Source organism: Sphingopyxis sp. H073 (genome assembly GCF_001468395.1).
Lineage (GTDB): Bacteria > Pseudomonadota > Alphaproteobacteria > Sphingomonadales > Sphingomonadaceae > Sphingopyxis.
In genome coordinates this window covers 118,730-142,653 of sequence record NZ_LNSG01000005.1, presented here as the reverse complement: position 1 = coordinate 142,653, position 23,924 = coordinate 118,730, and the positions used below count along the sequence as shown (strand labels likewise).

General features: G+C 64.1%; 20 protein-coding genes and 1 tRNA gene. 13 read left to right on the top strand and 8 right to left on the bottom strand.

All coding sequences use genetic code 11. The features are described from left to right. The first annotated feature begins 7 nt into the window (after positions 1–7). The 5 genes from ATE64_RS11190 to ATE64_RS11170 all read left to right on the top strand — a co-directional run bounded on the left by ATE64_RS11190 (position 8) and on the right by ATE64_RS11170 (position 5,508). Positions 8–1,399, top strand: coding sequence for a glutamine synthetase family protein (locus ATE64_RS11190; protein WP_058456631.1), 1,392 nt, complete (start codon positions 8–10; stop codon positions 1,397–1,399). Positions 1,400–1,491: 92 nt separating this feature from the next. Continuing rightward, positions 1,492–2,598 (top strand): spermidine/putrescine ABC transporter substrate-binding protein, encoded by a 1,107-nt coding sequence (locus ATE64_RS11185; RefSeq protein ID WP_058456630.1) that lies wholly within the window; start codon positions 1,492–1,494, stop codon positions 2,596–2,598. A gap of 23 nt (positions 2,599–2,621) precedes the next feature. Next, positions 2,622–3,527, top strand: a complete 906-nt coding sequence (locus ATE64_RS11180) for an ABC transporter permease (protein WP_058456629.1) — start codon at positions 2,622–2,624, stop codon at positions 3,525–3,527. After that, complete coding sequence (locus ATE64_RS11175; RefSeq protein WP_058456628.1) at positions 3,527–4,372, top strand: ABC transporter permease; 846 nt, start codon at positions 3,527–3,529, stop codon at positions 4,370–4,372. Before ATE64_RS11180 ends, ATE64_RS11175 begins: the two co-directional genes overlap by 1 nt. Positions 4,373–4,374: 2 nt before the next feature. After that, entirely contained in the window at positions 4,375–5,508 is a 1,134-nt protein-coding gene (locus ATE64_RS11170; protein ID WP_058456627.1) for an ABC transporter ATP-binding protein, read from the top strand. 99 nt (positions 5,509–5,607) lie between these two features. On the opposite strand, the gene ATE64_RS11165 is transcribed toward ATE64_RS11170, so the two are convergent. From ATE64_RS11165 to ATE64_RS11145, 5 genes are all read right to left on the bottom strand, one after another. Then, entirely contained in the window at positions 5,608–6,546 is a 939-nt protein-coding gene (locus tag ATE64_RS11165; protein ID WP_058456626.1) for a DUF808 domain-containing protein, read from the bottom strand. 20 nt (positions 6,547–6,566) lie between these two features. Next, positions 6,567–7,940 carry an aspartate aminotransferase family protein gene (locus tag ATE64_RS11160; protein WP_058456625.1) on the bottom strand — a complete coding sequence of 458 codons (1,374 nt, stop codon included), beginning with the start codon at positions 7,938–7,940 and terminating at the stop codon, positions 6,567–6,569. Positions 7,941–8,047: 107 nt separating this feature from the next. Then, the gene (locus ATE64_RS11155; RefSeq protein ID WP_058456624.1) at positions 8,048–8,788 is read right to left on the bottom strand and encodes a gamma-glutamyl-gamma-aminobutyrate hydrolase family protein; all 741 of its coding nucleotides are present in this window, start codon (positions 8,786–8,788) and stop codon (positions 8,048–8,050) included. Between the two features lie 42 nt (positions 8,789–8,830). Continuing rightward, positions 8,831–9,802 (bottom strand): glucokinase, encoded by a 972-nt coding sequence (gene glk, locus ATE64_RS11150; RefSeq protein ID WP_058456623.1) that lies wholly within the window; start codon positions 9,800–9,802, stop codon positions 8,831–8,833. Between the two features lie 138 nt (positions 9,803–9,940). Next, positions 9,941–10,017: transfer RNA gene (locus ATE64_RS11145), tRNA-Arg, on the bottom strand. Between the two features lie 307 nt (positions 10,018–10,324). On the opposite strand from ATE64_RS11145, the gene ATE64_RS11140 reads away from it, so the two are divergent. Further along, on the top strand, positions 10,325–11,446 hold the full coding sequence (locus tag ATE64_RS11140) for an acyltransferase (protein WP_058800331.1): 1,122 nt from the start codon (positions 10,325–10,327) through the stop codon (positions 11,444–11,446). A gap of 51 nt (positions 11,447–11,497) precedes the next feature. On the opposite strand, the gene ppdK is transcribed toward ATE64_RS11140, so the two are convergent. From ppdK to ATE64_RS11125, 3 genes are all read right to left on the bottom strand, one after another. Next, positions 11,498–14,158: a pyruvate, phosphate dikinase gene (gene ppdK / locus ATE64_RS11135; RefSeq protein WP_058456621.1), complete on the bottom strand. Its 2,661-nt coding sequence runs from the start codon at positions 14,156–14,158 to the stop codon at positions 11,498–11,500. 111 nt (positions 14,159–14,269) lie between these two features. Next, positions 14,270–16,633, bottom strand: a complete 2,364-nt coding sequence (gene glyS / locus ATE64_RS11130) for a glycine--tRNA ligase subunit beta (protein ID WP_058456662.1) — start codon at positions 16,631–16,633, stop codon at positions 14,270–14,272. Further along, positions 16,630–17,511 (bottom strand): glycine--tRNA ligase subunit alpha, encoded by an 882-nt coding sequence (locus ATE64_RS11125; RefSeq protein ID WP_058456661.1) that lies wholly within the window; start codon positions 17,509–17,511, stop codon positions 16,630–16,632. Before ATE64_RS11125 ends, glyS begins: the two co-directional genes overlap by 4 nt. A gap of 247 nt (positions 17,512–17,758) precedes the next feature. Here ATE64_RS11125 and ATE64_RS11120 point away from each other — a divergent pair, with 247 nt between their 5' ends. The 7 genes from ATE64_RS11120 to ATE64_RS11090 all read left to right on the top strand — a co-directional run bounded on the left by ATE64_RS11120 (position 17,759) and on the right by ATE64_RS11090 (position 23,911). Next, positions 17,759–17,974 (top strand): helix-turn-helix transcriptional regulator, encoded by a 216-nt coding sequence (locus ATE64_RS11120; RefSeq protein ID WP_058456620.1) that lies wholly within the window; start codon positions 17,759–17,761, stop codon positions 17,972–17,974. Then, positions 17,964–18,575, top strand: a complete 612-nt coding sequence (locus ATE64_RS11115; protein WP_231729170.1) for a hypothetical protein — start codon at positions 17,964–17,966, stop codon at positions 18,573–18,575. Before ATE64_RS11120 ends, ATE64_RS11115 begins: the two co-directional genes overlap by 11 nt. A gap of 62 nt (positions 18,576–18,637) precedes the next feature. Further along, complete coding sequence (locus ATE64_RS11110; protein WP_058456619.1) at positions 18,638–19,564, top strand: TraB/GumN family protein; 927 nt, start codon at positions 18,638–18,640, stop codon at positions 19,562–19,564. Beyond that, positions 19,564–20,457 (top strand): TraB/GumN family protein, encoded by an 894-nt coding sequence (locus tag ATE64_RS11105; protein WP_058456618.1) that lies wholly within the window; start codon positions 19,564–19,566, stop codon positions 20,455–20,457. Before ATE64_RS11110 ends, ATE64_RS11105 begins: the two co-directional genes overlap by 1 nt. Positions 20,458–20,566: 109 nt before the next feature. Then, entirely contained in the window at positions 20,567–21,193 is a 627-nt protein-coding gene (locus ATE64_RS11100) for a 50S ribosomal protein L25/general stress protein Ctc (RefSeq protein ID WP_197410158.1), read from the top strand. 65 nt (positions 21,194–21,258) lie between these two features. Further along, a complete protein-coding gene (gene pth / locus ATE64_RS11095; RefSeq protein WP_058456616.1) occupies positions 21,259–21,828 on the top strand; it encodes an aminoacyl-tRNA hydrolase in 570 nt (189 codons plus the stop codon). Between the two features lie 211 nt (positions 21,829–22,039). Further along, on the top strand, positions 22,040–23,911 hold the full coding sequence (locus tag ATE64_RS11090; RefSeq protein ID WP_058456615.1) for a PhoX family phosphatase: 1,872 nt from the start codon (positions 22,040–22,042) through the stop codon (positions 23,909–23,911). Positions 23,912–23,924 lie beyond the last annotated feature (13 nt).

Below are 23,924 nucleotides of genomic sequence, written 5' to 3'. Positions count from 1 at the left end.
AGGGGCGATGTCGAAATCATCGGGCGTGATCGCGCCGCGTTCGGAGGCCGAGGCGTTCTTCCAGGCCAATCCCGACGTCGATTCGATCGAGATGATCTACACCGACATGGGCGGCGTTCCGCGCGGCAAGCGCCTGCGCCAGCATGAAGTGATGGCGGTTTACGATAGCGGCCGCATGTTCCCCGGCTCGATCACCGTCGTCGACATCACCGGACAGGACACCGTCGAAACGGGCCTCGTCTGGGAGGATGGCGACGCCGACCGCTCGATGAAGCCGATCCCCGGCACCCTCGTCCGCACCCCGTGGGGCGGTGACACGGCCGCACAGTTCCTCGTCGATTTCTACGAGCTCGACGGCACGCCGCACGACCTCGACCCGCGGCACGTCCTCGGCCGCGTGATCGACCGCTTCGCCGACGATGGATTGACTCCGGTGCTGGCGGTCGAGCTCGAATTCTACCTGCTCGATCCGCGCCGCGCGCGCGACGGCAAAGTCCGCCCCGCCCGCCCCGCCTACAGCCGCGACACGCCGCGCAATGTCGAGGTCTATGGCCTGCGCGAGCTCGACGATTTCCGTCCCTTCTTCGACGCGCTTTACGCCGCAACCGACGTGCAGGGCCTGCCGCTCGAAAGCGCGATCTCCGAATTCGCGCCGGGCCAGTTCGAGCTCACATTGCGCCACAAGCCCGACGCGCTCCGCGCCTGCGACGATGCGATCATGTACAAGCGCCTCGTCAAGGCGACCGCACAGCAACACGGGCTCGAAGCGACCTTCATGGCCAAACCCTTCGCCGAGCAGGCGGGCAGCGGCATGCACATCCACGTCTCGGTCAACGACGATACCGGCAGCAACATCTTCGCGAGCGACGAGCCGGAAGGCACCCCCGCGCTGCGCCACGCGATCGGCGGGATGATCGGCACCGTCGGCGATGCCTTTGCGCTCTTCGCGCCGCACGCGAACAGCTATCGCCGGTTCAAGGCGAATAGCTATGCCCCGGTCGCGCCAACGTGGGGCGTCAACAACCGCACCGTCTCGTTCCGCATCCCTGCCGGCCCGCCGGCGAGCCGTCATGTCGAGCATCGCGCGTGCGGCGCCGACGCCAACCCTTATCTGGCGGTCGCGGCCGTCCTTGCCGGGATGCATCATGGTATGACGACCCGCACCGATCCCGGCGCGGCGGTGGTCGGCAACGGCTACGAACGCGACAACAGCGGCGACGACAAGCCGCCCTCGAACTGGTTCGCCGCAGTCGACCGTTTCGAGGCGTCGAGCCTGATGCGCGATTATCTCGGGACACGGTTCGTCGAGATGTTCAGCATCGTGAAGCGCGTCGAACAGAACAATTATTTCAGCGTCGTTCCGACACTCGATTACGACTGGTACCTGCGCAACGCATGAATGTTCCAGAATTTGTTGGTGCAGCGCAAAAAAGCCTCTTCCCAAGGTGACATTATTGAGTCAGCTTGACGTCACAAAAAGGGAGGCCGTCAATGGATTTGAACGAACTGCTCGCGCAGGGCCGCAACCGTCGCTCGCTGCTTCAGGCCATGGGGGTGGCCGCCATCGGGATCAGCTTTGGCGGCCTTGCGGCGTGCAGCAAGGGCGAAGGCAAAAAGCTCTCGAACGGCGAGGAAGCCAAGCTCAACTTCTATAACTGGGACACCTATATCGGCGAGACGACGCTCGACGATTTCAAGAAATCGACGGGTGTCGAGGTCACGATGGACCTCTTCGACAGCAACGATACGCTGTTCGCGAAGTTCAAGGCAGGCAACCCCGGATACGATGTGATCGTGCCTTCGAACGACTTCGTCGAGCGGATGGTCCGCGCCGACATGCTCCAGCCGCTCGATCACGCGCAGATTCCGAACATCAAAAATGTCGACCCGAGCTTCATCAATGTCGATTACGATCCGGGCCGCAAATTCTCGCTTCCCTATACCTGGCTTGTCCTCGGCATCGGCTATCGCAAATCGAAAGTGAAGGCGAAGCCCGACAGCTGGAAAGTGCTGTTCGACAGCCCCGAATATGCCGGCCGCATCGCCTGGCTGTCGGAAGCGGGCGACATGTTCCGCCTCTACGGCAAATATCTCGGTAAATCGGTCAACGCGCTGACCCCCGCCGACATCGAAACAATCTCGGCGATGATGATCAAGCAGAAGCCGAATGTGAAGAAATTCCACGAAGACGACGGACAGGATCTGTTGCTCAAGGGCGATGTCGATGTCGTGCTCGAATATAATGGCGATATCGCGCAGGCGATGGTCGAGGACGACGACATCGACTTCATCGTGCCCAAGGAAGGCAGCCAGCTCAATTCGGATACGCTCTGTATTCCCAAGGGCGCGCCGCATCCGAAGAATGCGCACGCCTTCATCAACTATATGCTCGATGCCGAGGTGGGCAAGAAGATCACCGAGACGATCCTCTATCCGACCCCGAACCTCGCGGCGAAGGCGCTGATGCCCGACACGTACAAGAACAACCCGGTCATTTTCCCGCCCGCCGATATCCTCGCGAAATGCGAATATGCGAAGTTCAACGAAAAGCTTCAGCCGCTCTACGAGGAAGCGTTCACGAAGGTTCGCGCGTCGTAACATCCTGAAGGGGGGCATGGGGGATGGCGGAGCAGGACTGGAAAGCAAACAAGCGGGTCTTCGCGGCGGTTTCGTTGCCGACCCTGCTCTGGACTCTGCTCTTCTTCGTCATCCCGATGGCGATCGTCTGGTTCTACAGCTTCGGCGAGAACAAGGGACTGACCGAAATCGAATTTTCGGGAACGCTCGAAAATTACAAGCGCGCGACCGAATATCTCTATCTCAGTATCTTCGGAAAGAGTTTCGCGGTCGCGGCACTGGTCACGCTGATCTGCCTGATCATCGGCTTCCCGGTTGCAATGGCGATCACCTTCGCAAGCGAGAAATGGCGGCCTTGGCTGCTCCTCGGCGTCATGCTGCCCTTCTGGACCAATTTGCTGATCCGCACCTATGCGCTGATGATGCTGCTCGGCAGCCAGGGCTTCGCGAACAAGGGGCTCGAGACGCTGTGGGGCGGCGCGAGCTGGTTCAAGACGCTCGTCGGGTTGCAGCCGCTGCCGACGTGGGAGCCGGTCCAACTCCTCTTCAACAATTTCGCGGTCGTCTTCGGGCTCGTCTATGTCCACCTGCCCTTCATGGTCCTGCCGCTTTACGCGGCGCTCGACCGGCTCGACCGCAGCCTGATCGAGGCCAGCCTCGACCTCGGCGCCGGACATTTCCGCACCATCATGCGCATCGTCGTGCCGCTCGCCGCGCCCGGCATCGTCGCGGGGGTGATGATCACGCTGATCCCGGCGCTCGGCGCCTATCTGACCCCCGACCTAATGGGCGGGACCGACAGCCAGATGATCGCCAACGTCATCGAGCGCCAGTTCAAGAAGGCGAATGACTGGCCCTTCGGCGCCGCGCTCTCCTTCATCCTCATCTACGCCATGTTCATCCTGATTGCGCTGCAGGCGATGCGCAAGAAAGTGCCGGAGGTTCGCTGATGGCCCTGTTCGCCCGCACGCCGCTCGCACCGCTCGAATATAGCCGCACCCTGTGGATGCGCGCGTGGGTCGGGCTGGTGATGCTGTTCCTCTATGCGCCGCTGATCGTGCTGATGATCTTCAGCTTCAACGACAGCAAGCGCAATGTCGTGTGGCGCGGCTTCACGACGAAATATTACGAGAAGGCGCTCGGCAACGACGTGCTGGTCGAGGCGCTGGTCAATTCGCTGACGATCGCGGCGCTTGCGACGATCGCCAGCCTGATCCTCGGCGCGGTCGCCGCGGTCATGCTCTGGCGCTTTCGCTTCCCGCTGAAGGGCGCGGTCGACGGAACGATCTCGCTGCCGATCATCGTTCCCGAAATCTGCATGGGGGTCGCCTTCCTGATCTTCTTCGCAAAGTGGCTCGAATGGCCGACCGACCTCATCTGGCCGTTCAACCTCGGCGCGATCATCATCGCGCACATCACCTTCTGTTTCCCCTTCGTGACGATGGTTGTGCGCTCGCGCCTCGCGAGCTTCAACCGCGAGCAGGAGGAGGCCGCGAAGGATCTCGGCGCGGGCGAATGGGGGGTGTTCCGCGACGTGCTGATCCCGCATATGAAGCCGGCGCTCGTCGCGGGGGCGCTGCTGTCCTTCACTCTGAGCCTCGATGATTTCGTCATCACCTATTTCACCAGCGGGCCTGACACGATCACCTTCCCGGTGAAGGTCTATTCGATGGTGCGCTTCTCCGTGACGCCCGAGGTCAATGCCGCCTCGACCCTGCTCATTCTTCTCACCATCGTTCTGACCGCCGTCGCCCTAAAGCTTCAGGGCGTAAAGGCCATCGCGGAAACCCACTGACCATGACCGACGCGCCGAAAAAGCCGATCATCCAGATCCAGAATGTCACCAAGCGCTTCGGCCGGGTCGCCGCGGTCGATAATGTCAGTCTCGATATCCTGGCCGGCGAATTCTTCGTCCTGCTCGGCCCCTCGGGGTGCGGCAAGACCACTCTGCTGCGCATGATCGCCGGGTTCGAGCTGCCGACCGAAGGCACGATCCTGATCGACGGGCAGGATATGGCCGGCATCCCGCCGAACAAGCGGCCGGTGAACATGGTGTTCCAGAGCTATGCCGTGTTTCCGCACATGAGCGTTGCGGATAATGTCGCCTATGGCCTGAAGATTGCGGGCGTGAAGGGCGGCGAGGTCAGGGACCGCGTCGCCGAGGCGCTCGACCTCGTCAAACTCGGCGGGTTCGAGGACCGCATGCCCGACCAGATGTCGGGCGGCCAGCGCCAGCGCGTCGCGCTCGCGCGCAGTCTGATCATGCGGCCCAAGGTCTTGCTGCTCGACGAGCCGCTGTCGGCGCTCGACGCCAAACTGCGCGCGCAGATGCAGTTCGAGCTCGCGGAGCTGCAGGACCAGGTCGGCATCACCTTCGTCACGGTGACGCACGACCAGGACGAGGCTCTGTCGATGGCGAGCCGGATCGCGGTGATCAACAAGGGCGAGGTGTCGCAGCTTGCGGGACCATCCGACCTTTACGAATATCCGGCGAACCGCTTCGTCGCCGATTTCGTCGGGTCGGTGAACATCTTCGAGGGCAAGCTGACATTGGACGAGCCCGACCGCGCAGCGGTCGATTGTCCGGGGCTGGGCAAGGTTTACCTCAACCACGGCGTCACCGGTCCGCACGGCGCCGATGTGTGGGTCGCGCTGCGCCCCGAGAAAATCTACCTCCACGTCCCCGGCGAGGGCAAGGCGGTGCGCGCGGCGGCGCAGGACGCCCCCGACGGGCACAACTTCGCGCGCGGCTGCATCAAGGGCATGTCCTATCTCGGCGACATCACCCTGTACGACATATTGCTCGAATCGGGCGCGCGCCTGCGTGTCTCGCGCCCCAACCTGTCGCGCCATGACCAGGAGGATTTCACCTGGGACGACAAGGTCTCGATGCACTGGCGGGCCGATAGCCCGGTCGTGCTGCTGGGTTAGACCTCCCGCCCCCTCCAAATCTTCGTCATCCCGGACTTGGTCCGGGTTCCATGACTTCGGTGCTGCTGTGGATCCGGGATCAAGTCCGGGATGAAGAGATTAATGAGCCGCCTTCTTGCCTGGAAGGAAGTGCAGCCCGCCGACGATCAGCCCGCCGAGCAATAAGCCGAACAAGCCCGCGCCGCCGGCGTTGATCAGCCACTCCCACAGCCCCGCGACCGGGAGACCGCCGCCGATCGCATGCGCCGTGTCGTGCAGCCAGTGACCGATCCCTCCGATATGATATTCGTCGAGGCCGTGGAGCACGATCTGCCCGCCGACCCAGAGCATCGCGGCGGTCCCGATCGTCGCCAACGTCGCGAGCAGCTTGGGCATCAGGGCCACGAGCCCGCGCCCGATCGCCTGCCGCGCTTTGTTGCCCTCCTTAGCCATATGGAGGCCGATGTCGTCCATCTTCACGATCAGTCCGACGACGCCATAGACCGCTACGGTAATCAGCACCGCGACAAGCGCCAGCGTCGCGCCGCGCATGACCAGATGCTCGTCGAGCACCTCGTTGAGCGCGATCACCATGATCTCGGCCGAGAGGATGAAATCGGTGCGCACCGCGCCCTTCACCATCGTCTCTTCATGATCCTTGTCGGCGACGATCTCGGCGTCTTCGGCCAGGCTCGTCTTGTCCTCCTGCAACGAGTGGAGCACCTTTTCGGCGCCCTCGAAGCAGAGATAGGCGCCGCCGATCATCAGCAGCGGCGTGATCGCCCAAGGCACGAAGGTCGACAGCAACAGCAGCGCGGGCAGGATCAGCACCAGCTTGTTGAAGATCGATCCCTTGGTGATCCGCCAGATGATCGGCAGTTCGCGGTCGGGGGTGAAGCCGGTGACATAGCGCGGCGTTACCGCGGTATCGTCGACCACGACCCCCGCCGCCTTGACCCCCGCCTTCGACGCCGCGGCGCCGACGTCGTCGATGCTCGCGGCCGCCACCTTTGCGATGGTGGCGACGTCGTCGAGCAGGGCAAATAGGCCGGAAGGCATGGGAGAGATTTCTTCCTTTGTTAAAGCGCGCGGAGCTTCGGCATCACCTCATCCAGAGATTTGCGGATGATAGCAACCATCTCGTCGATCTGTTCGGTGGTGATGATCAGCGGCGGGCACATGACCAGGCTGTCGCGGATGCCGCGCACCATGAGGCCATTGGCGATGCAGGCGTCGCGCGCCATCGGTCCCGCCGTCCCTTCCGCGCCGCCGAAGCGCCCACGGGTTTCCTTGTCCGCAACGATCTCGACTGCGCCGAGCAGGCCGACCGAGCGCGTCTCGCCGACAAGCGGGTGGTCGTTCAGCGTCGCGAGTGCCTTCGCCAGATGCGGCCCCGTGACGCTGCCGGTGCGCTCGACCAGGCCTTCGCGCTCGATGATCTCGATATTCTTGAGCGCGACCGCCGCTGCGACCGGGTGGCCCGAGTAGGTGAAGCCGTGAACGAAATCGCCGCCGGTCTTAAGGACATCGACAACATGGCTCGCGACCGCGGTCGCCGAGATCGGCAGGTAACCAGACGACAGCCCCTTCGCCATTGGCATCAGGTCGGGCGAGAAGCCCATCGTCTCATGCCCCCACATCTTGCCCGTGCGGCCGAAGCCGCAGATCACTTCGTCGGCGACGAGCAGCAAGCCATATTTGCGCACCACCGCCTCAACCTTCGGCCAATAACCCTTGGGCGGAATAATCACGCCGCCCGCGCCCTGCACCGGCTCGCCGATGAAGGCGGCGCAATTTTCGGGGCCGACCTCGAGGATCTTGTCCTCGATCGCCTGCACGCAGGCGTCGCAGAACTCTTCCTCGGTCATCCCTTGGCCTTCATTGAAAGCATAGGGTTGGCGAACATGCTCGACGCCGGGAATCGGCAGGTCGCCCTGCACATGCATCGCCTTCATGCCGCCGAGCGAGACGCCCGCGACGGTCGAGCCATGATAAGCGTTCCAGCGGCTAATGAAGACGGTGCGCTTGGGCTCGCCCTTGAGCTTCCAATAGTGGCGCACCATACGGAAGACAGTGTCGTTCGCTTCGCTGCCCGAGGCGTTGAAGAAGACATGCGGCAGGCGGTTCTGCGTCAGGCTGGCGATCTTTGCCGCCAACGTCACCGTCGGCGGCGTCGCGGTCTTGAAGAAAGTGTTGTAGAAGGGCAGCTCGCGCATTTGCGCCGCAGCCGCCTCGACCAGCTCCTCGCGACCATAGCCGACGTTGACGCACCACAGGCCCGCCATGCCGTCGAGAATGCGATGGCCATCACCGTCGGTAATATAACATCCCTCGGCATGGGTGATGATCCGGCTGCCGCCCAGCCGTTCGATTTCGGCCCAGTCGGCCTGCGCGGGAAGATGGTGCGCGACGTCGAGGCGGCGCAGTTCGGCGATGTCGTGATTGCGGGGCATCAATAAAACTCCTGATTGTCGGGAAACGGAAAGAAACCGGCTTCCGGAAAATCAGGGCGAAAAGCTGATCCGCGCGAGATAGCGATCATATCGGGTGACGCGGCGGTTCATAATTCGCCCCTTAGCGCGCGCCCGAGAAGGTGGAAATAGGTCTGGCTCTGCCCGTTCGCATCGGTCCCCCATTCGGGATGCCATTGGACGGCGAGCAACGGGGCGCCGTTCGGCCGCGCGCTATACGCCTCTACCAGCCCGTCGGGCGCGCGCGCCTCGACCGCCAGCCCGTCCGCGAGCTCGCCGATGCCCTGATAATGGACCGAATTGACGTCGAGCGACGGCGTGTCATAGGCTGCGGCGAGCAAGCCGCCCGCAACCAGATCGACCTTGTGATGATGGTCGAACATCGCATCGAACGCCGTGCCTTCGGGCGCATGATGCGCGAGCAGCGCCTCGCTCGCCGATGTGTCGCGCCGCAGCGTCCCGCCAAGCGCGACATTGATCTCCTGGAAGCCGCGGCAGATGCCGAAAAGTGGCCGCTGCGCCGCAATCACCGCGTCGACGAGGTCGAGCATCATCCGGTCGCGTTCGGGATCGAACGGCCCCTCCCCCTCGCGTTCGTCGCCATAGCGCGCCGGTTCGACGTTCGAGGGCGTACCGGTCAGCAGAACCCCGTCGAGCCGCCCCACAATCTCGTCCGCGCGCATAAATTCGGGCAGCGACGGAATGATCAGCGCCGCGCAGTCGGCGTGGCGCATCGCTGCGATCGCATAGCGGTTCATCACCGCCTGCGCGATCTCGGTTCCGACCGTGCGGTTGCAGGCAATGATGCCGAGGACGGGGCGCGAGGACATGCCCCTTGCTGCCGATTTTAGCCGCCGGGCGCCAGCGAAATTTCACGCATATTGGCGCGCGAACGCCGCTGCCGCACCGAACAGGCCGGGCTGCGGATGCGTGATCAGCTTGACCGGAATCGCCGCCATGAAATTCTCGAACCGTCCCTTGGCGACGAAGCGTTCGGGGAAGCCCGAACGGAGAAGCTGGTCGCGTATGCGGAGACCGAGCCCGCCTGCTACCACGACCCCGCTCGCCCCCTGAGCCAGCGCGAGGTCGCCCGCGACGCTGCCGAGCGACAGGCAGAAACGGTCGATCGCCGCCGCAGCGAGGCTGTCTTCGCCAGCCATGCCGCGCGACCAGATTTCGCGATCGTCGAGCGGTGTGATCGCTCGCCCTTCCAGGCTCGCGAGCGTTTCGTAGATATCGACAATGCCCGGGCCGGACACGATACGCTCGGTCGACACACGGCGATGCCGCTTGCGCAGACGCGCGAGGATCGCATCCTCGATGCTGTCGAGCGGCGCGAAATCCAGATGCCCACCCTCGGTCGCCTGCACCCGGTAACTGCCGTTCCCACGCCAGATGTGGGCGACACCGAGCCCCGTGCCGGGGCCGATAATGCTGATCGTGCCGTCATCCGGCAACGGCGCGTCGGGGCCCGTCAGATGGGCGAAATATTCGGGCCCGGCCTGCGCGACCGCATGGCCCACCGCCTCGAAGTCATTGACCAGCACATGGCGATCGACGTTCAGCTTCTCGCCGATCAGCGCCGGACGGATGATCCAGGGATTGTTGGTAAAACGGATGATCTCGCCGCGCGTCGGGCCCGCGATCGCAATCGCGACCGCGCGCGGCAGCGTTCCGCCCTGCCGGTGCTCGAAATCCTGCCAAGCCGTCTGGAAGCTCGCATGATCCTTCGTATGCAGCGTCGTTTCCGCGCCCAACGCGACGACGCGGCCATCCGCCACTTCGGCGATCGCAAATCGCGCGTGCGTGCCGCCGATATCGACCGTGACGATCTGTTCGCTCATGACTCTCCCTTGCCGGCGTGCGGGGGCCGGTTCGACGGCCCGAATGTCGCATAGGCGGGGCCGAAGCAACAGGGCATAGCTATGCGCAGCGTCCGGCGAACGGCGGCAACGCGGCAAATCGAGCAATGTTCGGGAAAATGGCGCACCCGGAACGATTCGAACGTCCGACCCTCAGATTCGTAGTCTGATGCTCTATCCAGCTGAGCTACGGGTGCGTGGTTGTTTTTCAACAACTTATGTCGTCAACTCGTGGGATGCTCCAGCCACTCCGATGCCGGGGTTCCAACGACTCAACGAGGGGCGCTCTAGACTTGCCCCTCGTGATTCGCAACCCGCCGCGTCAGAAAATTTCAAATTCATGGCAGCGCGACCGGTTCAGCAGGTTTATCTTGCAGCACCTTCTAGGCCGGGTTCGGGCTAGGATCGCCGCGAAATTTGTGCGGGAGGATGATTGTGCCATATTTGCGCAATTGCCTGAAACCAAGTGTTGGCAGGATGGCACGCGACAGGTAGCAAAGCCCCATGACAACGCCTGCGGATGGTACGGTGTGGCAAGAGCTTGTCCCGACCGGCACGACCTCGGCCAATCATTTCAACACGATTCGCCTTGCGATGGCGTTGCTGGTAGTTTGGTCGCACAGCTTCGCGATCTACTATGGAACCGAGGATTTCGAACCCGTCTCTCTTTTGCTCGACGGAAAATATAATGCGGGCAACATAGGCGTCCGCGTCTTCTTCGCCATCAGCGGTTTTCTGATCGTTCAAAGCTGGGAACGCACCTCATCGCCCCGCTCGTACTTCGAAAAGCGCGTGAAGAGAATATATCCCGGCTATCTTGTCGCCCTGGCAATCTGTTCGTTCGTGATCGTTCCTGCATATTCTTCGCAGGGATTTTCTATCATCACCCCGAACCTTATCGGGGAGTGGGCATGGAAGAATCTGCTGATGCGGAACTTCATCCCGGCGTCGGACGCATTTCCGGGCGATCCGCTTTTTGCAATCAACGGCTCGCTATGGAGCATCCCGTTTGAGTTCTGGTGCTACATTGCCGTCGCGGCGCTAGGCCTGACGCGGCTTATCGGCCGCGGCTGGTTCCCGCTCTTCGCGCTCATCGCGATAATTCTCGTCAAGGCATGGCTCGACGCCACGGGTCGCGAGATAGGCGGCCCGTTTGTGCATAAGATCTTCGGCTGGCCCTATCTTTGGTTTTCGATGGCTCCATCGTTTCTGGTCGGTGTCGTGACGCTCAAATTCGGCGAACACATCCCTCGATCGCGATGGATTCTGGTCGGGCTCGTCGTGGCAACGATCGCCACCGCCCATCTATTCGCCAGCCGGGTGCCATTCGACTTACTGTTCATTCCGACAATGGGCTATGCGCTTTTCTATATGGCCTTCAGCCCGATAAAGGTGCCGGACGCCGCTCGATACGGCGACATATCGTACGGCACCTACCTCTACGCATTTCCATGCCAACGGGTGCTTGTCACCTCCCTGCCTCTACCATTTCCGGCATATGTGGCGGCGTCGCTTGTCCTCGCAATGATAGCAGGCGCGCTAAGCTGGTCGCTTGTGGAGCGACATTTCGTTGGATCGAAGGCCGGCAGCGCCCCGCAGGGGACGCTCAAGCCGATTCGGCAATAGAGGATCGAGGGCGAGGACGCGCGAGCTGCGTCAGCTCGTCGTGGCGCCTTCCTACCCCCTCTTCAGCGCCGCCTGGGCCGCCGCCAGCCGTGCGATCGGCACACGGTAGGGCGAGGCGCTGACATAATCGAGGCCGGTCTTTTCGCAGAAATGGATGCTGGGCGCGTCGCCGCCGTGCTCACCGCAGATGCCGAGCTTGATGCCGTTGCGCGTCGCGCGGCCGCGTTCGGCGGCGAGTTCGATCAGCTGACCGACGCCTTCGACATCAAGGCTGACGAACGGGTCGGTGACGAAGATGCCCTTGTCGACATATTGCGTCAGGAAGCGCCCTGCATCGTCACGGCTGATGCCGATCGTCGTCTGGGTGAGATCGTTGGTGCCAAACGAGAAGAATTCGGCGGTTTCGGCGATCTCGCCCGCCATCAGCGCGGCGCGCGGCAGTTCGATCATCGTGCCGACGAGATAGGCGATCTCGCGGCCCTTTTCGGCGAACACCGCCTTCGCCTGCGCATCCACGACCGCCTTCATCAGGTCGAACTCGCGCCGCGTCGCGACCAGCGGGATCATCACCTCGGGGATCGGCGCGGCGCCGGTTTCGGCGGCGACGTCGCACGCCGCCTCGAAGATCGCGCGCGCCTGCATCTCGTAGATTTCGGGATAGGTCACGCCGAGGCGGCAGCCGCGATGGCCGAGCATCGGGTTGAATTCGTGCAGCTCGTTCGCGCGCGCCTTCAGCGCCTCGATCCCGACGCCCGCAGCCTCGGCAACGTCGGCGAAATCCTCCTCGCGCGTCGGCAGGAATTCATGCAGCGGCGGGTCGAGCAGGCGGATGGTGACCGGGAGGCCCGCCATGACGCGGAAGATGGCGGCAAAGTCGCCGCGCTGTTCGGGGAGCAGTTTCGCGAGCGCGGCGCGGCGGCCGTCCTCGCTGTCAGCGAGGATCATCTCGCGCACCGCAGTGATACGCGCCGCGTCGAAGAACATATGCTCGGTGCGGCACAACCCGATGCCCTCGGCGCCGAAGTCGCGCGCGACCTGCGCGTCCTGCGGCGTCTCGGCGTTGGTGCGCACCTTCATGCGGCGCACCTTGTCGGCCCAGTTCATCAGGGTGCCGAAATCGCCGACCAGTTCGGGCAAAAGCGTCGGCACCTCGCCCGCCATCACTTCGCCGGTCGAGCCGTCGAGCGTCAGGATATCGCCTTCGCGCAGTTCTCGCCCGCCGACGCGGAGCACCCGCGCCGCACCGTCTATCGACAGCCCGCCCGCGCCCGAGACGCAGGGGCGGCCCATGCCGCGCGCGACCACCGCCGCATGGCTGGTCATCCCGCCGCGTGCGGTCAATATGCCCTTCGCGGCGTGCATCCCATGAATGTCCTCGGGCGAGGTTTCGACGCGCACGAGGATCACCGCCTCGCCCATCGCCGCGGCTTTTTCCGCGCTGTCGGCGTCGAACATGATCTTGCCCGACGCGGCGCCGGGGCTTGCGGGGAGCCCCTTGGTCAGCACGTCGCGCGGCGCCTTCGGGTCGAGCGTCGGGTGGAGCAGCTGGTCGAGCGCGCCGGGATCGACGCGACCGACGGCCTCCTCTTCCGAGATCAGCCCCTCGGCCGCCATGTCAACCGCGATGCGAAGCGCCGCCTTGGCGGTGCGCTTGCCGCTACGCGTCTGGAGCATCCAGAGCGTCCCGCGTTCGACGGTGAACTCGATGTCCTGCATGTCGCGGTAGTGCGTTTCGAGCGTATCGAAGACGCGGCCAAGCTCGGCGAAGGTTTCGGGCATTGCCTCTTCCATGCTGAGCGGCTTGGCGCCCGCCTTTTCGCGCGCCTGTCTCGTCAGATACTGCGGGGTGCGGATGCCTGCGACGACATCTTCACCTTGGGCATTGATCAGCCATTCGCCGTACCAGGCGCGCTCGCCGGTCGCGGGGTCGCGGGTGAAGGCGACGCCGGTGGCCGAGGTGTCACCCATATTGCCGAACACCATCGCCTGCACATTGACCGCGGTACCCCATTCGCCGGGGATCGAGTTCAGGCGCCGATAGACCTTCGCGCGGTCGCTTTCCCAGCTCGCGAAGACGGCGCCGACCGCGCCCCACAGCTGGTCGTTCGGCTCCTGCGGAAAGGGCGCGCCGGTCTCGCGCTCGACGATCGCCTGATAGTCCTTGACCAGCGCCTGCCAGTCTTCAGCCGACATTTCGGTGTCGAGATAGAAGCCGCGGTCCTCCTTGGCGATTTCCAGCGCCTCCTCGAACTCGGCATGGTCGAGCCCCATGACGACGTCGGCGTACATCTGGACGAAGCGGCGATAGCTGTCCCACGCAAAGCGCGGGTCGCCCGACGCCTGCGCCAGGCCGACGACGGTCGCATCGTTGAGCCCCAGGTTGAGGACGGTGTCCATCATCCCCGGCATCGACACGCGCGCGCCCGAGCGGACCGAGACGAGCAAAGGATCGGCGGCGTCGCCGAACCTCTTGCCGGTGATCCCCTCGATATGCGCGATGCCCGAGGCGACTTCCGCGGCGAGACCCGCCGGGAATTGCTCGCCATTGGCATAATATTGGGTGCAGACGTCGGTGGTGATCGTAAAGCCCGGGGGCACCGGCAGGCCGATCGAGGCCATTTCGGCGAGGTTCGACCCCTTGCCGCCCAGCAATTCCTTCGACCGCTCGCGCGTCGTCGCGTCGCCGCCGAACAAATGCACCAACTTCGTCATGTCTTGCTCCTGCTGCCCCGGGGAGGAGGTTGCGGCTGGGTAGGTATGCAATCGCACTTCGTCGATTCAGTTTTACTTCGTTCGTTATAAGCTGCGGCGCATAGCCCGCCGTCAGCCCTCGATCTTCGAGAAATCGGCGACGCCATGCACCGCGCCGGTAAAGCGCGACAGCAGGCCGAGGCGATAGGCGCGGACCGCTTCATCGGGATCATTGACCATTACGCCCTCGAAAAAGGCGTCGATCGGGGCCCGGAGCGATGCAAGTGCGGCCATCGCGTCGGTGAAGCGTTCCTCGGCGACGGCGGCGGAGGCGGCGGGTTCGGCGGTGTCGAGCGCGGCGAGGAGGGCCTTGTCCATCTCCGTCGCCCCAGCGAAAGCTGGGGCCGCCATCGTCGGCGCACGATCGCCAGCGATCCCAGCTTTCGCTGGGATGACGATATCTTTGCCCGCCTGCTTCAGGATATTCGCCGCGCGCTTGTAGCCCGCGAGCAGGTTGGTGCCGTCCTCGGTCGCCATGAACGCCTGCAGAGCCTTCACGCGCGCGAGCAGGCGTACTAGATCATCCTCGCCACCGAGCGCGAATACGGCGTCGATCAGGTCGTGACGGACGCCGGCTTCGCGTTGCTGGACCTTGAGGCGGTCGAACATGAACGTCACGAGAGTACGAGCACGTGAAAGCATCGCCTCCGGCGTATCAAACCTCACAGCTTGCATCAGATCATATACTGCGCGCAGTTCGGCGGTTTCGACCTTCGGCTGCGGAGGGAACTGGTCCAAATAACCAACCTGCGTCGCGAACTCTCTCGCCGCAGTCCACCGATTAAGGGCGGCCGTTTGGCGCTGTGCTGGTGGCTTAGCACGCTCAGCCCAATTGATAGCGGTCTCGGCGTATCCAATGATCGCGTTCGCAAAAACAATCAGCAATGGCAGACGAAACTCGCCTCGCGTCTGTAGAGCTGCAATTGCGAGAGCCGCTCTTCGCAGCGCAAAGGGATCTCGCGAACCACTCGGCTGCTGATCAATAAGGAAGAAGCCAGTCAGCGTATCCAGCTTATCCGCCAATGCCACGGCCACCGTCACCGGCGCCGTGGGCACATCATCGCCCTGCCCGACCGGCTTGTAATGGTCGCGGATCGCGTCGGCGACGGCATCGGGCAGGCCTTCGGCGCGGGCGTAATAGCCGCCCATCAGGCCCTGCAATTCGGGAAATTCGCCGACCATTTCGGTGACGAGGTCGGCCTTTGCCAGCCGCGCGGCGAGTTCGGCCTGGTCGGCCAACTCCGTGCACCCCGGCGAAAGCCGGGGTCCAGTTGCACCGTCGCCATGGGCCCCGGCTTTCGCCGGGGAGCACGATGTGACGATCCCCTCTTCGACCAACCAGCGCGCCAGCTTCGCCACGCGCTCGACCTTGTCCGCGACCGTCCCCAACTTCTCATGAAAGGTGATGTTCGCGAGCTTTTCGCCATGCTGCGCAAGCGTCTTTTTCTGGTCCTGCTCCCAGAAGAAGCGCGCATCCGAAAGTCGCGCCGCCAGCACCTTGCGGTTGCCCGCGACGATCTCCGCGCCGCCGTCGACCGCGTCGATGTTCGCGGTGCAGACGAAGCCGTTGGCAAGCCTCCCGTCGGCCCCGTTTACGACGAAATATTTCTGGTTCACGCGCGCGGTGAGCTGAATGACCTCGGGCGGCACCTCCAGAAACGCTTCGTCGAAGCGGCCGAGCAAGGGAACCGGCCATTCGGTCAGCCCGGCATTCTCGATCACCAGCCCCTCGTCCTCGACGAGGCTCAGCCCGGCATCGGCCGCGGCCTTGGCGGCGCCGTCGCGAATGATCGCCTGCCGTTCTTCATGGTCGACGATGACGTGGCAGGCGCGCAGCTTCTCGGCATAGTCCGATGCCGAGCCGATGGTGATCTCGCCCGGGCAGTGGAAGCGATGGCCGCGCGTCGCGAAGCCGCTCGCGATGCCTCCGATTTCGCACGGCACCAGTTCCTCGCCGAAGATCGCGACGATACCCGACAGCGGGCGCACCCAGCGCAGGCTTTCGCTGCTCGCGCTTTCCTTGCCCCAGCGCATCGACTTGGGCCACGCAAAGCCGCGGACGATCGCGGGGATCGCCTCGGCCAGCACCTCGGCGGTCGCGCGGCCGGGCTTGTCGATCACGGCGAACCAGACGCCGTCGCGATCCTCGAGCTGGTCTTGGCGAAGGCCGGTCTTGCGAAGGAAGCCTTCGAGTGCCTGTGGCGGCGCGCTGCTGCGCGGCCCCTTGAGTTCTTCGCTGACCGCAGCGGTCGCCTCGGGCAAGTCGCGCGCGATTAGCGCCAGACGCCGCGGCGTCGACCAGACGGTCAGCTCGCCCGTTGCGAGGCCCGCGGCGCTCAATTGCGCGCGGAACAGTTTTTCAAGCTCGGCGCGCGCGCCGGCCTGCATCCGCGCCGGAATTTCCTCGCTGCGCAGTTCGAGAAGAAAGTCGTTCACAGCGTCCACCCCGGATAGTTTTGGGTCCAGCGTTCGGACTGGCTGTCGATCCACGCCTTGCAGCTGCCCTTCGCGAGGTCGCGGACGCGCGCCATGTAATTGGCGCGTTCCTGCACGCTGATCACGCCGCGCGCCTGGAGCAGGTTGAAGAGGTGGCTCGCCTCGATCGCCTGATCGTAGGCCGCGAGCGGCACGCCCGCGTCGATCGCGCGCTTGCACTCGTCCTCGGCGGCCTTGAAACCCGCGAACAGCGTATCGGTGTCGGCAACCTCGAAATTCCATTTCGAGAATTGGCGTTCGTTTTCGAGAAACACATCGCCGTAGCTGACCGCCGCAACATCGCCGACCGCGTCCGAAAACTTCAGGTCGTACACATTGTCGACATTCTGGATGTACATGGCGAGGCGTTCGAGGCCGTAGGTGAGCTCGCCCGCGACGGGCTTGCAGTCGAAGCCGCCCATCTGCTGGAAATATGTGAACTGGGTGACTTCCATCCCGTCGCACCAGACTTCCCAGCCCAATCCCCACGCTCCCAAAGTGGGCGATTCCCAATCATCCTCGACGAAGCGGATGTCGTGGAGCAGCGGGTCGATGCCGATCGCGGCGAGGCTACCCAGATATTGGTCCTGCAGGTCGGCGGGCGACGGCTTCAGGATCACCTGATACTGGTAATAATGCTGGAGGCGGTTGGGGTTCTCGCCATAGCGGCCGTCGGTCGGCCGGCGGCTCGGCTGGACATAGGCGACGTTCCACGGCTCGGGACCGAGGCTGCGCAAGGTCGTCGCGGGGTGGAAGGTGCCCGCGCCCACGCGCATGTCATAGGGCTGCAGGATCGCGCAGCCGCGCGCGCTCCAATAGGCATGCAGCGTCAGGATCATGTCCTGAAAGCTCAGGACTTTCTTTTCCGCCCCTTCGGTCACCTTTTTTCCGTCTTTCGCAGGTGCAACAAGTGTCGTCGCCCTTGGCGCAGCGGGGCCGCAGGGTCAAGGGACGGCGCGTCCATGATGTGGGCAATGTCACCCTCGCATTGCAAAATGTAAGGCGTTGTTGACACAGTCAGCGAATCATGTCATTTAGTCAATAACAGCTGACACAATGTCATGCTTGGATGACTAAAGGTGATGCATGGAGAACCGGCTCAAGGTGCTTCGGGCGATGCGAAACTGGAGCCAGGCCGAACTCGCCGACCGGCTCGACGTTTCGCGGCAGGCGGTCAACGCAATCGAAACGGGAAAATACGACCCGTCGCTGCCGCTCGCCTTCAAGCTCGCGCGGTTGTTCGAGATGCCGATCGAGGAGATTTTCGATGACGGTTTCAAGGGAGCGGAAAATGGCGAATGATCGCAAGCAGGGCGGAGCCCCGGGCATGGGAATCCCGATCGCCATCGGCATCGGCACCGCGATGCTCGCCGGAGCTTTCGCGGGATATAATGAATCGACCGTCGAGGCAGGCGGCAAGCCGCTCGCGACATGGATCGGCCCATTGGTCGCGCTCGCGATCGGGGCTGCGGCGATCGCCTATTATTTCCGGCGTCACGCCGATTGGCTGCGCAGCTGGTCGCCGCGCAAGCGCCTGTACTGGATCAGCCTGCTCCTGGCCGGGGCGCTCGGCTTTGTGACCGCGATCCTGTTGCAGTCGACGGGCACGGGCGGACTTTTCAACGATGAGGCCATCAGCCCAGCGGTCGCGATTCTCCTGTCGCTGCTGTGGACCGTCGGACTGATGGTCTCGCTGATAATCTATCACCGCAATGTCGACGACCATGAAATGCTGGCGTACTGTCGAGGCGGCCTGGCTGGATTTTACGCCTTCATTTTCCCCTGCCCCGTCTGGTGGGTGCTGGCGCGAGCCGATCTCGCGCCGCCGGTCGAGGCCATGCCGCTCTTCGCCCTGTCGCTCACCGCCAATGCGCTGGCCTATCTCTGGTTCAAATTTCGCTGATCTCACCTCTCCCCTTCCCCAACTCCACCGGCCATAAGGCCCATCAAGAAAGGTGTTTTTCGATGAAGACCTGGTTCAAGACGCTTGCCGCGACCTGTGCGATCCTGCCCGTCGCCTTCTATGCCGCGCAGCCCGCAAGCATCGCGCTGGCCAAGGAGCCCGCCGCCGCCGAAACGACCGTCAAGGTCAAGCCCGCCCTGTGGGCGGTGAAGGATGCCGACACCACCGTCTATCTGTTCGGCACTGTCCACGTCCTGAAGCCAGGCCTCAGCTGGTTCGACGGTGCGGTGCAAAAGGCGTTCGACAAGTCCGACGAACTGGTGCTCGAACTCGTCCTGCCCGACGATCAGTCCGAGGTTGCCAAGGCGACCCTTCCGATGGCGATGGACCAGAGCGGCAAGCCGCTGCCGCAGAAGCTCGATCCCGAAACGCTCGCCGCCTATCAGGCGACGCTCACCGGGCTCGGCCTGCCCGCCAACGCGTTCGACGCCTTCGAACCCTGGTTCGCGGGGGTCACCCTGTCGGTGCTGCCGCTGACCAAGCACGGCTATGACCCCAATCAGGGCGTCGAAAAGCAGCTCACGGCAAAGGCCAAGGCGGGGGCCAAGCCGATTTCGGGGTTCGAGACGCTCACCGAACAGCTCGGATTCTTCGATACGCTGCCCGAGGTCGAGCAGGTCAGCTTCCTGAAGTCGGTCGTCAAGGACATCGACAAGCTGGGGCCGCAACTCGACAAGATGGTCCTGCTCTGGGGCAAGGGCGACCCCGACGGACTGGCCGTGACGATGAACGAGAGCATGGAGGCGACGCCCGAACTCGCCAAGACGCTGCTGTTCGATCGCAATGCGCGTTGGGCCGACCAGATCAAGACGCGGATGGACAAGCCGGGCACCGTGTTCGTCGCGGTCGGCGCGGGTCATCTCGCGGGCGAGAAGAGCGTGCAGGACTATCTAGCGGAGCGCGGGCTCAAGGCGCAGCGCATCCAGTGATGCGGGCCGGGGTCTTCCCCTTCCGGCACGGGGGTCGCCGCATCGCGGCGGCCCTTTTCCCGTTGCTGCTCGCAGCGTGCGGCAGCCAGCCGGCTGTCGAGGCTCGCCCGGCGATGTGGCTCGTCGAGGACGGCGACACGCATATCTATATGCTCGGCACGATGCACGCGCTGCCCGCCGGGACCGACTGGGACGGCGGCAAGGTCGCAACGGCTGTCGCGGCGGCGGACGAGCTTGTGCTCGAACTCTCGCCGCGGCAACTTGCCGAGGCGGGGCGGGTTTTCCGCCAACTGGCACCGCGCGAAAAGCCGCTCGCGATGGATGCACGGTTGCCTCCCACCGCGCTCGCAGCTTACCGCAAGCTCGAAGCCGGGCGCGACTTCGGCGGCGACGCGCTCGACGACTGGGCCATCCTCGTCCTGATGGGACAGCGCGTCGCCGACGAGGCCGCGCTCTCGCCATCCGACGGCGTCGAGGCCGGCCTGACGGCGGCGTTTGACAAGGCAGGCAAACCGATATCGGGCCTCGAAAGCGCCGAGATCCAGCTGATGCTGTTCGAAACGCTCGATCCTGCTGCGCAGCGTGCGATGCTCGTCCGCGCGGCGGAACATGCGGGCGACGCCGTCCGCGATGTCAAGGCGATGGCGGCCGACTGGTCGCGCGGCGACGCCGATGCGCTGGCAAAGATCGTCAACGAGGACGTCGACCGCGTTCCCGCCGCGCGCAAGGCGATCCTCACCGACCGCAACAGGCGCTGGAGCGCGTGGATCGAGGGGCGGATGAAGCGGCCGGGCACCGTGCTGATGGCGGTCGGCGCCGGACATCTTGTGGGCAGCGACAGCGTTCCGGCGATGCTGGAAGCGCAGGGCTACAAGGTCCGGCGCGTCCAATAGCCGCCGCGGCGCTTGCATTTCCGCCGCTTCCCCGCTATGCGCCCGCGCTTCCGTCATGGTCATCCCTGGAGGCGTGGCGGAACTGTGTAACCGTACTCGGAGAAAAACTATGAGCGATCAGCTGACGCTGACGGCCGAGACGCGCGAACGCGGAGGCAAGGGAGCCTCGCGTGACCTGCGTCGCAACGGTCGTGTCCCCGCCGTCGTCTATGGCGGCAAGGAAGAACCCCTGATGATCCACGTCGAAGAAAAGCTGCTGATGAAGCAGCTGATGACGGGTCACTTCATGAACTCGGTCGTGATGATCGAAGTGGGCGGCAAGACCATTCGCACCCTGCCCAAGGACGTTGCGTTCCACCCGGTCAAGGATCGTCCGATCCACGCCGACTTCCTGCGCATCTCGAAGGACGCCAAGGTCCATGTCGAAGTGCCGGTCGTGTTCGCAAACGAGGAAGCCTCGCCCGGCCTGAAGCGCGGCGGCGTGCTGAACATCGTCCGTCACGAGCTGGAACTGGTCTGCGAGGCGGACAAGATCCCCGACGAAATCTCGATCGACGTTACCGGCTTCGACGTCGGCGATTCGATCCACATCAGCAACGTCACCCTGCCCAAGGGCGTCGAAAGCGCGATCACCGACCGCGATTTCACCATCGCGACCATCGTCGCCCCGTCGGCGCTCAAGTCGAGCGACGGCGACACGACGAAGGACGACGGCGAAGCGACGGCTGAAGCTTAAGCCCTTTTTGGGAGCGCCCTTCCCGATGGGAGGGGCGCTTCTTCTTTCCCCAGAAAGTCAGCGCCATGCAGCTCTGGGTCGGCCTCGGCAATCCCGGGCCCCAATATGCGATGCATCGTCACAATGTCGGCTTCATGGCCGTCGACGTCATCGCCGACATGCATGGCTTTCCGGCCCCGGCAAAGAAATTCCAGGGCTGGTTCCAAGACGGCCGCATCGGACGGCACCGCATCCTGCTCCTCAAACCGGGCACCTTCATGAACGAAAGCGGGCGCAGCGTGCGCGCCGCGATGGATTTCTACAAGCTGACGCCGCAGGACGTCACCGTCTTCTACGACGAACTCGACCTCGCGCCGATGAAGGTAAAGGTAAAGCAGGGCGGCGGCGCGGCGGGCCACAACGGCATCCGCAGCCTGATCCAGCATATCGGCGACGATTTCCGCCGCGTGCGCATCGGCATCGGCCACCCCGGACACAAGGACCGCGTCACCGGCCATGTCCTCGGCAATTATCACAAGAGCGAAGTCGAGCCGCTGACCGATCTGCTCGGCGCGATTTCGGCCGAGGCGGCATGGCTCGCGGACGGCGACGACGCCCGCTTTCAGAGCGACCTTGCCTTGCGCCTGAACGGGTGAGACGTGCACGACCGCCGGGTTCCGGCCGGCGGCGCGGCGGGTCTGCCGGTCCGCACCATTCTTGACTGACCTATTGTCAGAACATTGTAATATAAATCCTTTCTTCGCGACACGGTGACGCAACACCCCTGACACCTCCCTCTGCAATCGGGAGCTACCTGGAAAAGGCCGGGACGCCGGGTCCCGGGGCTCAACCGAAAAAGGGGACTGCATGTCACATCTCACCGACGAAGCGCGCGCGCCTTATCGCCGCGACACCGACGACCTTCACGGACCGAACAGCCTGGAAGCAATCGTCGCCGAAAATCCGTCGCGCCGTTCGCTGCTTCGCAACGGGCTGTTCGGCCTGTCGGTGCTGCCCGTCGCCGCGCTTGCCGCCTGCGGCGACGATAACGGCACGCCGCCTGTCACGGTGAACCCGACCCCGACGCCGACCCCGACGCCGACCCCTACCCCGACCGCGAGCTATGCGATCAATTTCGCGTCGGTCGCAGCGAACCAGAACGATGGCGTGACGGTGCCCGCCGGATATACGGTCGACGTGCTGCTGAAAGCCGGCGATTCGGTCGAGGCCGGCGCGGCTTATGCGGGCAGCTTCCCGACCCCCGCCGTCGCCGAGAAATGGGCCGGCGGCAATCACGACGGGATGGAATATTTCCGCCTGCCCGGCACCGATCCGAACCTTGGCGGGCTCCTCGCGCTCAATTTCGAATATCCCGACTTCAACATCCTGATGGCCGGAAGTTACAACGCGGCGACCGCGACCGCCGACCAGAAGGCGCTGGCGCTGTCGGCAGTCGGCATCGCGGTGATCGAAATCGCCAAGGGCAGCGACGGCAAATGGGCGGTGCGCGCGGGATCGACCTACAACAAGCGCTATACCGGCAACAGCAGCTACCGCGCCGGTGGCCCCGCCGCGGGCCTGCTGTCGGGTACGATCAAGGGCATGCTCAACAATTGCTCGAGCGGCCGGACGCCGTGGGACACCTATCTGACGTGCGAAGAGACGACCGACAATTACCTCGACCCGACGCAGCCCGCGACCAACTATGGCTGGGTGGTCGAAATCGACCCGCTGCGCGAGCTGTCGCCGCCGACCAAACGCACCGCGATGGGCCGTTTCAGCCACGAAAATGTCGCCTTCATGCAGAACAGCGACCGCCGCGTCGCTTTCTATATGGGTGACGATTCGACGCCGGGCTGCATCTACAAATTCGTCCCCGACCGCGCGTACAGCACGATCCGTTCGGCGAACGCCGACCTGCTCGACTATGGCACGCTCTACGTCGCGCGCTTCAATGCCGATGGCAGCGGCGAATGGCGCGCGCTGGTCGCAGGCCAGAACGGCCTGACCGCGGGCGCGCAGGATCCGGGCAACGTCAGCCAGAGCACGACGCCGCCGACCCCGACGACGGTCAACTTCAACAACCAGGCCGACGTGCTGATCAACACCCAGTCGGCGGCGCGCGTCGCCGGCGGCACCGTGATGGACCGCCCCGAGTGGCTGACCGTCGCCCCCGACAACAAGTCGGTGTTCGTCACGCTCACCAATAACAGCGGCCGCCGCGTCACCGATCCGATGAACCCGCGCGTGACCAACCTGCACGGGCACATCCTGAAGTTCCGCGAGGAAGGCGACTCGCCGCTGGCGACGAAGTTCAGCTGGGAGATTTTCCTCCTTGCCGGCGACCCGTCGCTGTCGTCGGGCGGCGCCAACCTGGTCGGCAACATCAACGGCGACACCTTCTCCAGCCCCGACGGCCTCCGCATCGACCCGCAGGGCCGCCTGTGGGTGCAGACCGATCATAGCGTGCCGGGCAACTCGGGCGTGTCGGGCCGCACGATCGACCAGGCGTTCGGCCACAACGCGATGTTCTACGTCGATCAGACCACGAAGCAGTCCAAACGCTTCCTCGTCGGCCCGGTCGGCTGCGAGATCACGGGCATCGCCTATACGCCGGATCTGACGACCTTCTTCGTCAACATCCAGCACCCGACCGGAAACTGGCCGGTCGCGGGCGAGCAACCGCGCTCGTCGACGATCGTCGTTCGCCGCACCGACAATCAGCCGGTCGGCAACTGATCAAAAAGGGGCG

Coding starts and splice junctions, on each gene's coding strand:
- ATE64_RS11115 (WP_231729170.1), top strand. CDS start 17,964: ATGGCGAATGATCGCAAGCAGGGCGGAGCCCCGGGCATGGGAATCCCG.
- ATE64_RS11170 (WP_058456627.1), top strand. CDS start 4,375: ATGACCGACGCGCCGAAAAAGCCGATCATCCAGATCCAGAATGTCACC.
- ATE64_RS11175 (WP_058456628.1), top strand. CDS start 3,527: ATGGCCCTGTTCGCCCGCACGCCGCTCGCACCGCTCGAATATAGCCGC.
- ATE64_RS11190 (WP_058456631.1), top strand. CDS start 8: ATGTCGAAATCATCGGGCGTGATCGCGCCGCGTTCGGAGGCCGAGGCG.
- ATE64_RS11125 (WP_058456661.1), bottom strand. CDS start 17,511: ATGATCCTGACGCTGCATGCCTATTGGAGCGCGCGCGGCTGCGCGATC.
- ATE64_RS11185 (WP_058456630.1), top strand. CDS start 1,492: ATGGATTTGAACGAACTGCTCGCGCAGGGCCGCAACCGTCGCTCGCTG.
- ATE64_RS11120 (WP_058456620.1), top strand. CDS start 17,759: ATGGAGAACCGGCTCAAGGTGCTTCGGGCGATGCGAAACTGGAGCCAG.
- ATE64_RS11100 (WP_197410158.1), top strand. CDS start 20,567: ATGAGCGATCAGCTGACGCTGACGGCCGAGACGCGCGAACGCGGAGGC.
- ATE64_RS11160 (WP_058456625.1), bottom strand. CDS start 7,940: ATGCCCCGCAATCACGACATCGCCGAACTGCGCCGCCTCGACGTCGCG.
- glk (WP_058456623.1), bottom strand. CDS start 9,802: ATGAGCGAACAGATCGTCACGGTCGATATCGGCGGCACGCACGCGCGA.
- ATE64_RS11105 (WP_058456618.1), top strand. CDS start 19,564: ATGCGGGCCGGGGTCTTCCCCTTCCGGCACGGGGGTCGCCGCATCGCG.
- ATE64_RS11110 (WP_058456619.1), top strand. CDS start 18,638: ATGAAGACCTGGTTCAAGACGCTTGCCGCGACCTGTGCGATCCTGCCC.
- ATE64_RS11140 (WP_058800331.1), top strand. CDS start 10,325: ATGACAACGCCTGCGGATGGTACGGTGTGGCAAGAGCTTGTCCCGACC.
- ATE64_RS11180 (WP_058456629.1), top strand. CDS start 2,622: ATGGCGGAGCAGGACTGGAAAGCAAACAAGCGGGTCTTCGCGGCGGTT.
- ATE64_RS11090 (WP_058456615.1), top strand. CDS start 22,040: ATGTCACATCTCACCGACGAAGCGCGCGCGCCTTATCGCCGCGACACC.
- ATE64_RS11165 (WP_058456626.1), bottom strand. CDS start 6,546: ATGCCTTCCGGCCTATTTGCCCTGCTCGACGACGTCGCCACCATCGCA.
- pth (WP_058456616.1), top strand. CDS start 21,259: ATGCAGCTCTGGGTCGGCCTCGGCAATCCCGGGCCCCAATATGCGATG.
- ppdK (WP_058456621.1), bottom strand. CDS start 14,158: ATGACGAAGTTGGTGCATTTGTTCGGCGGCGACGCGACGACGCGCGAG.
- ATE64_RS11155 (WP_058456624.1), bottom strand. CDS start 8,788: ATGTCCTCGCGCCCCGTCCTCGGCATCATTGCCTGCAACCGCACGGTC.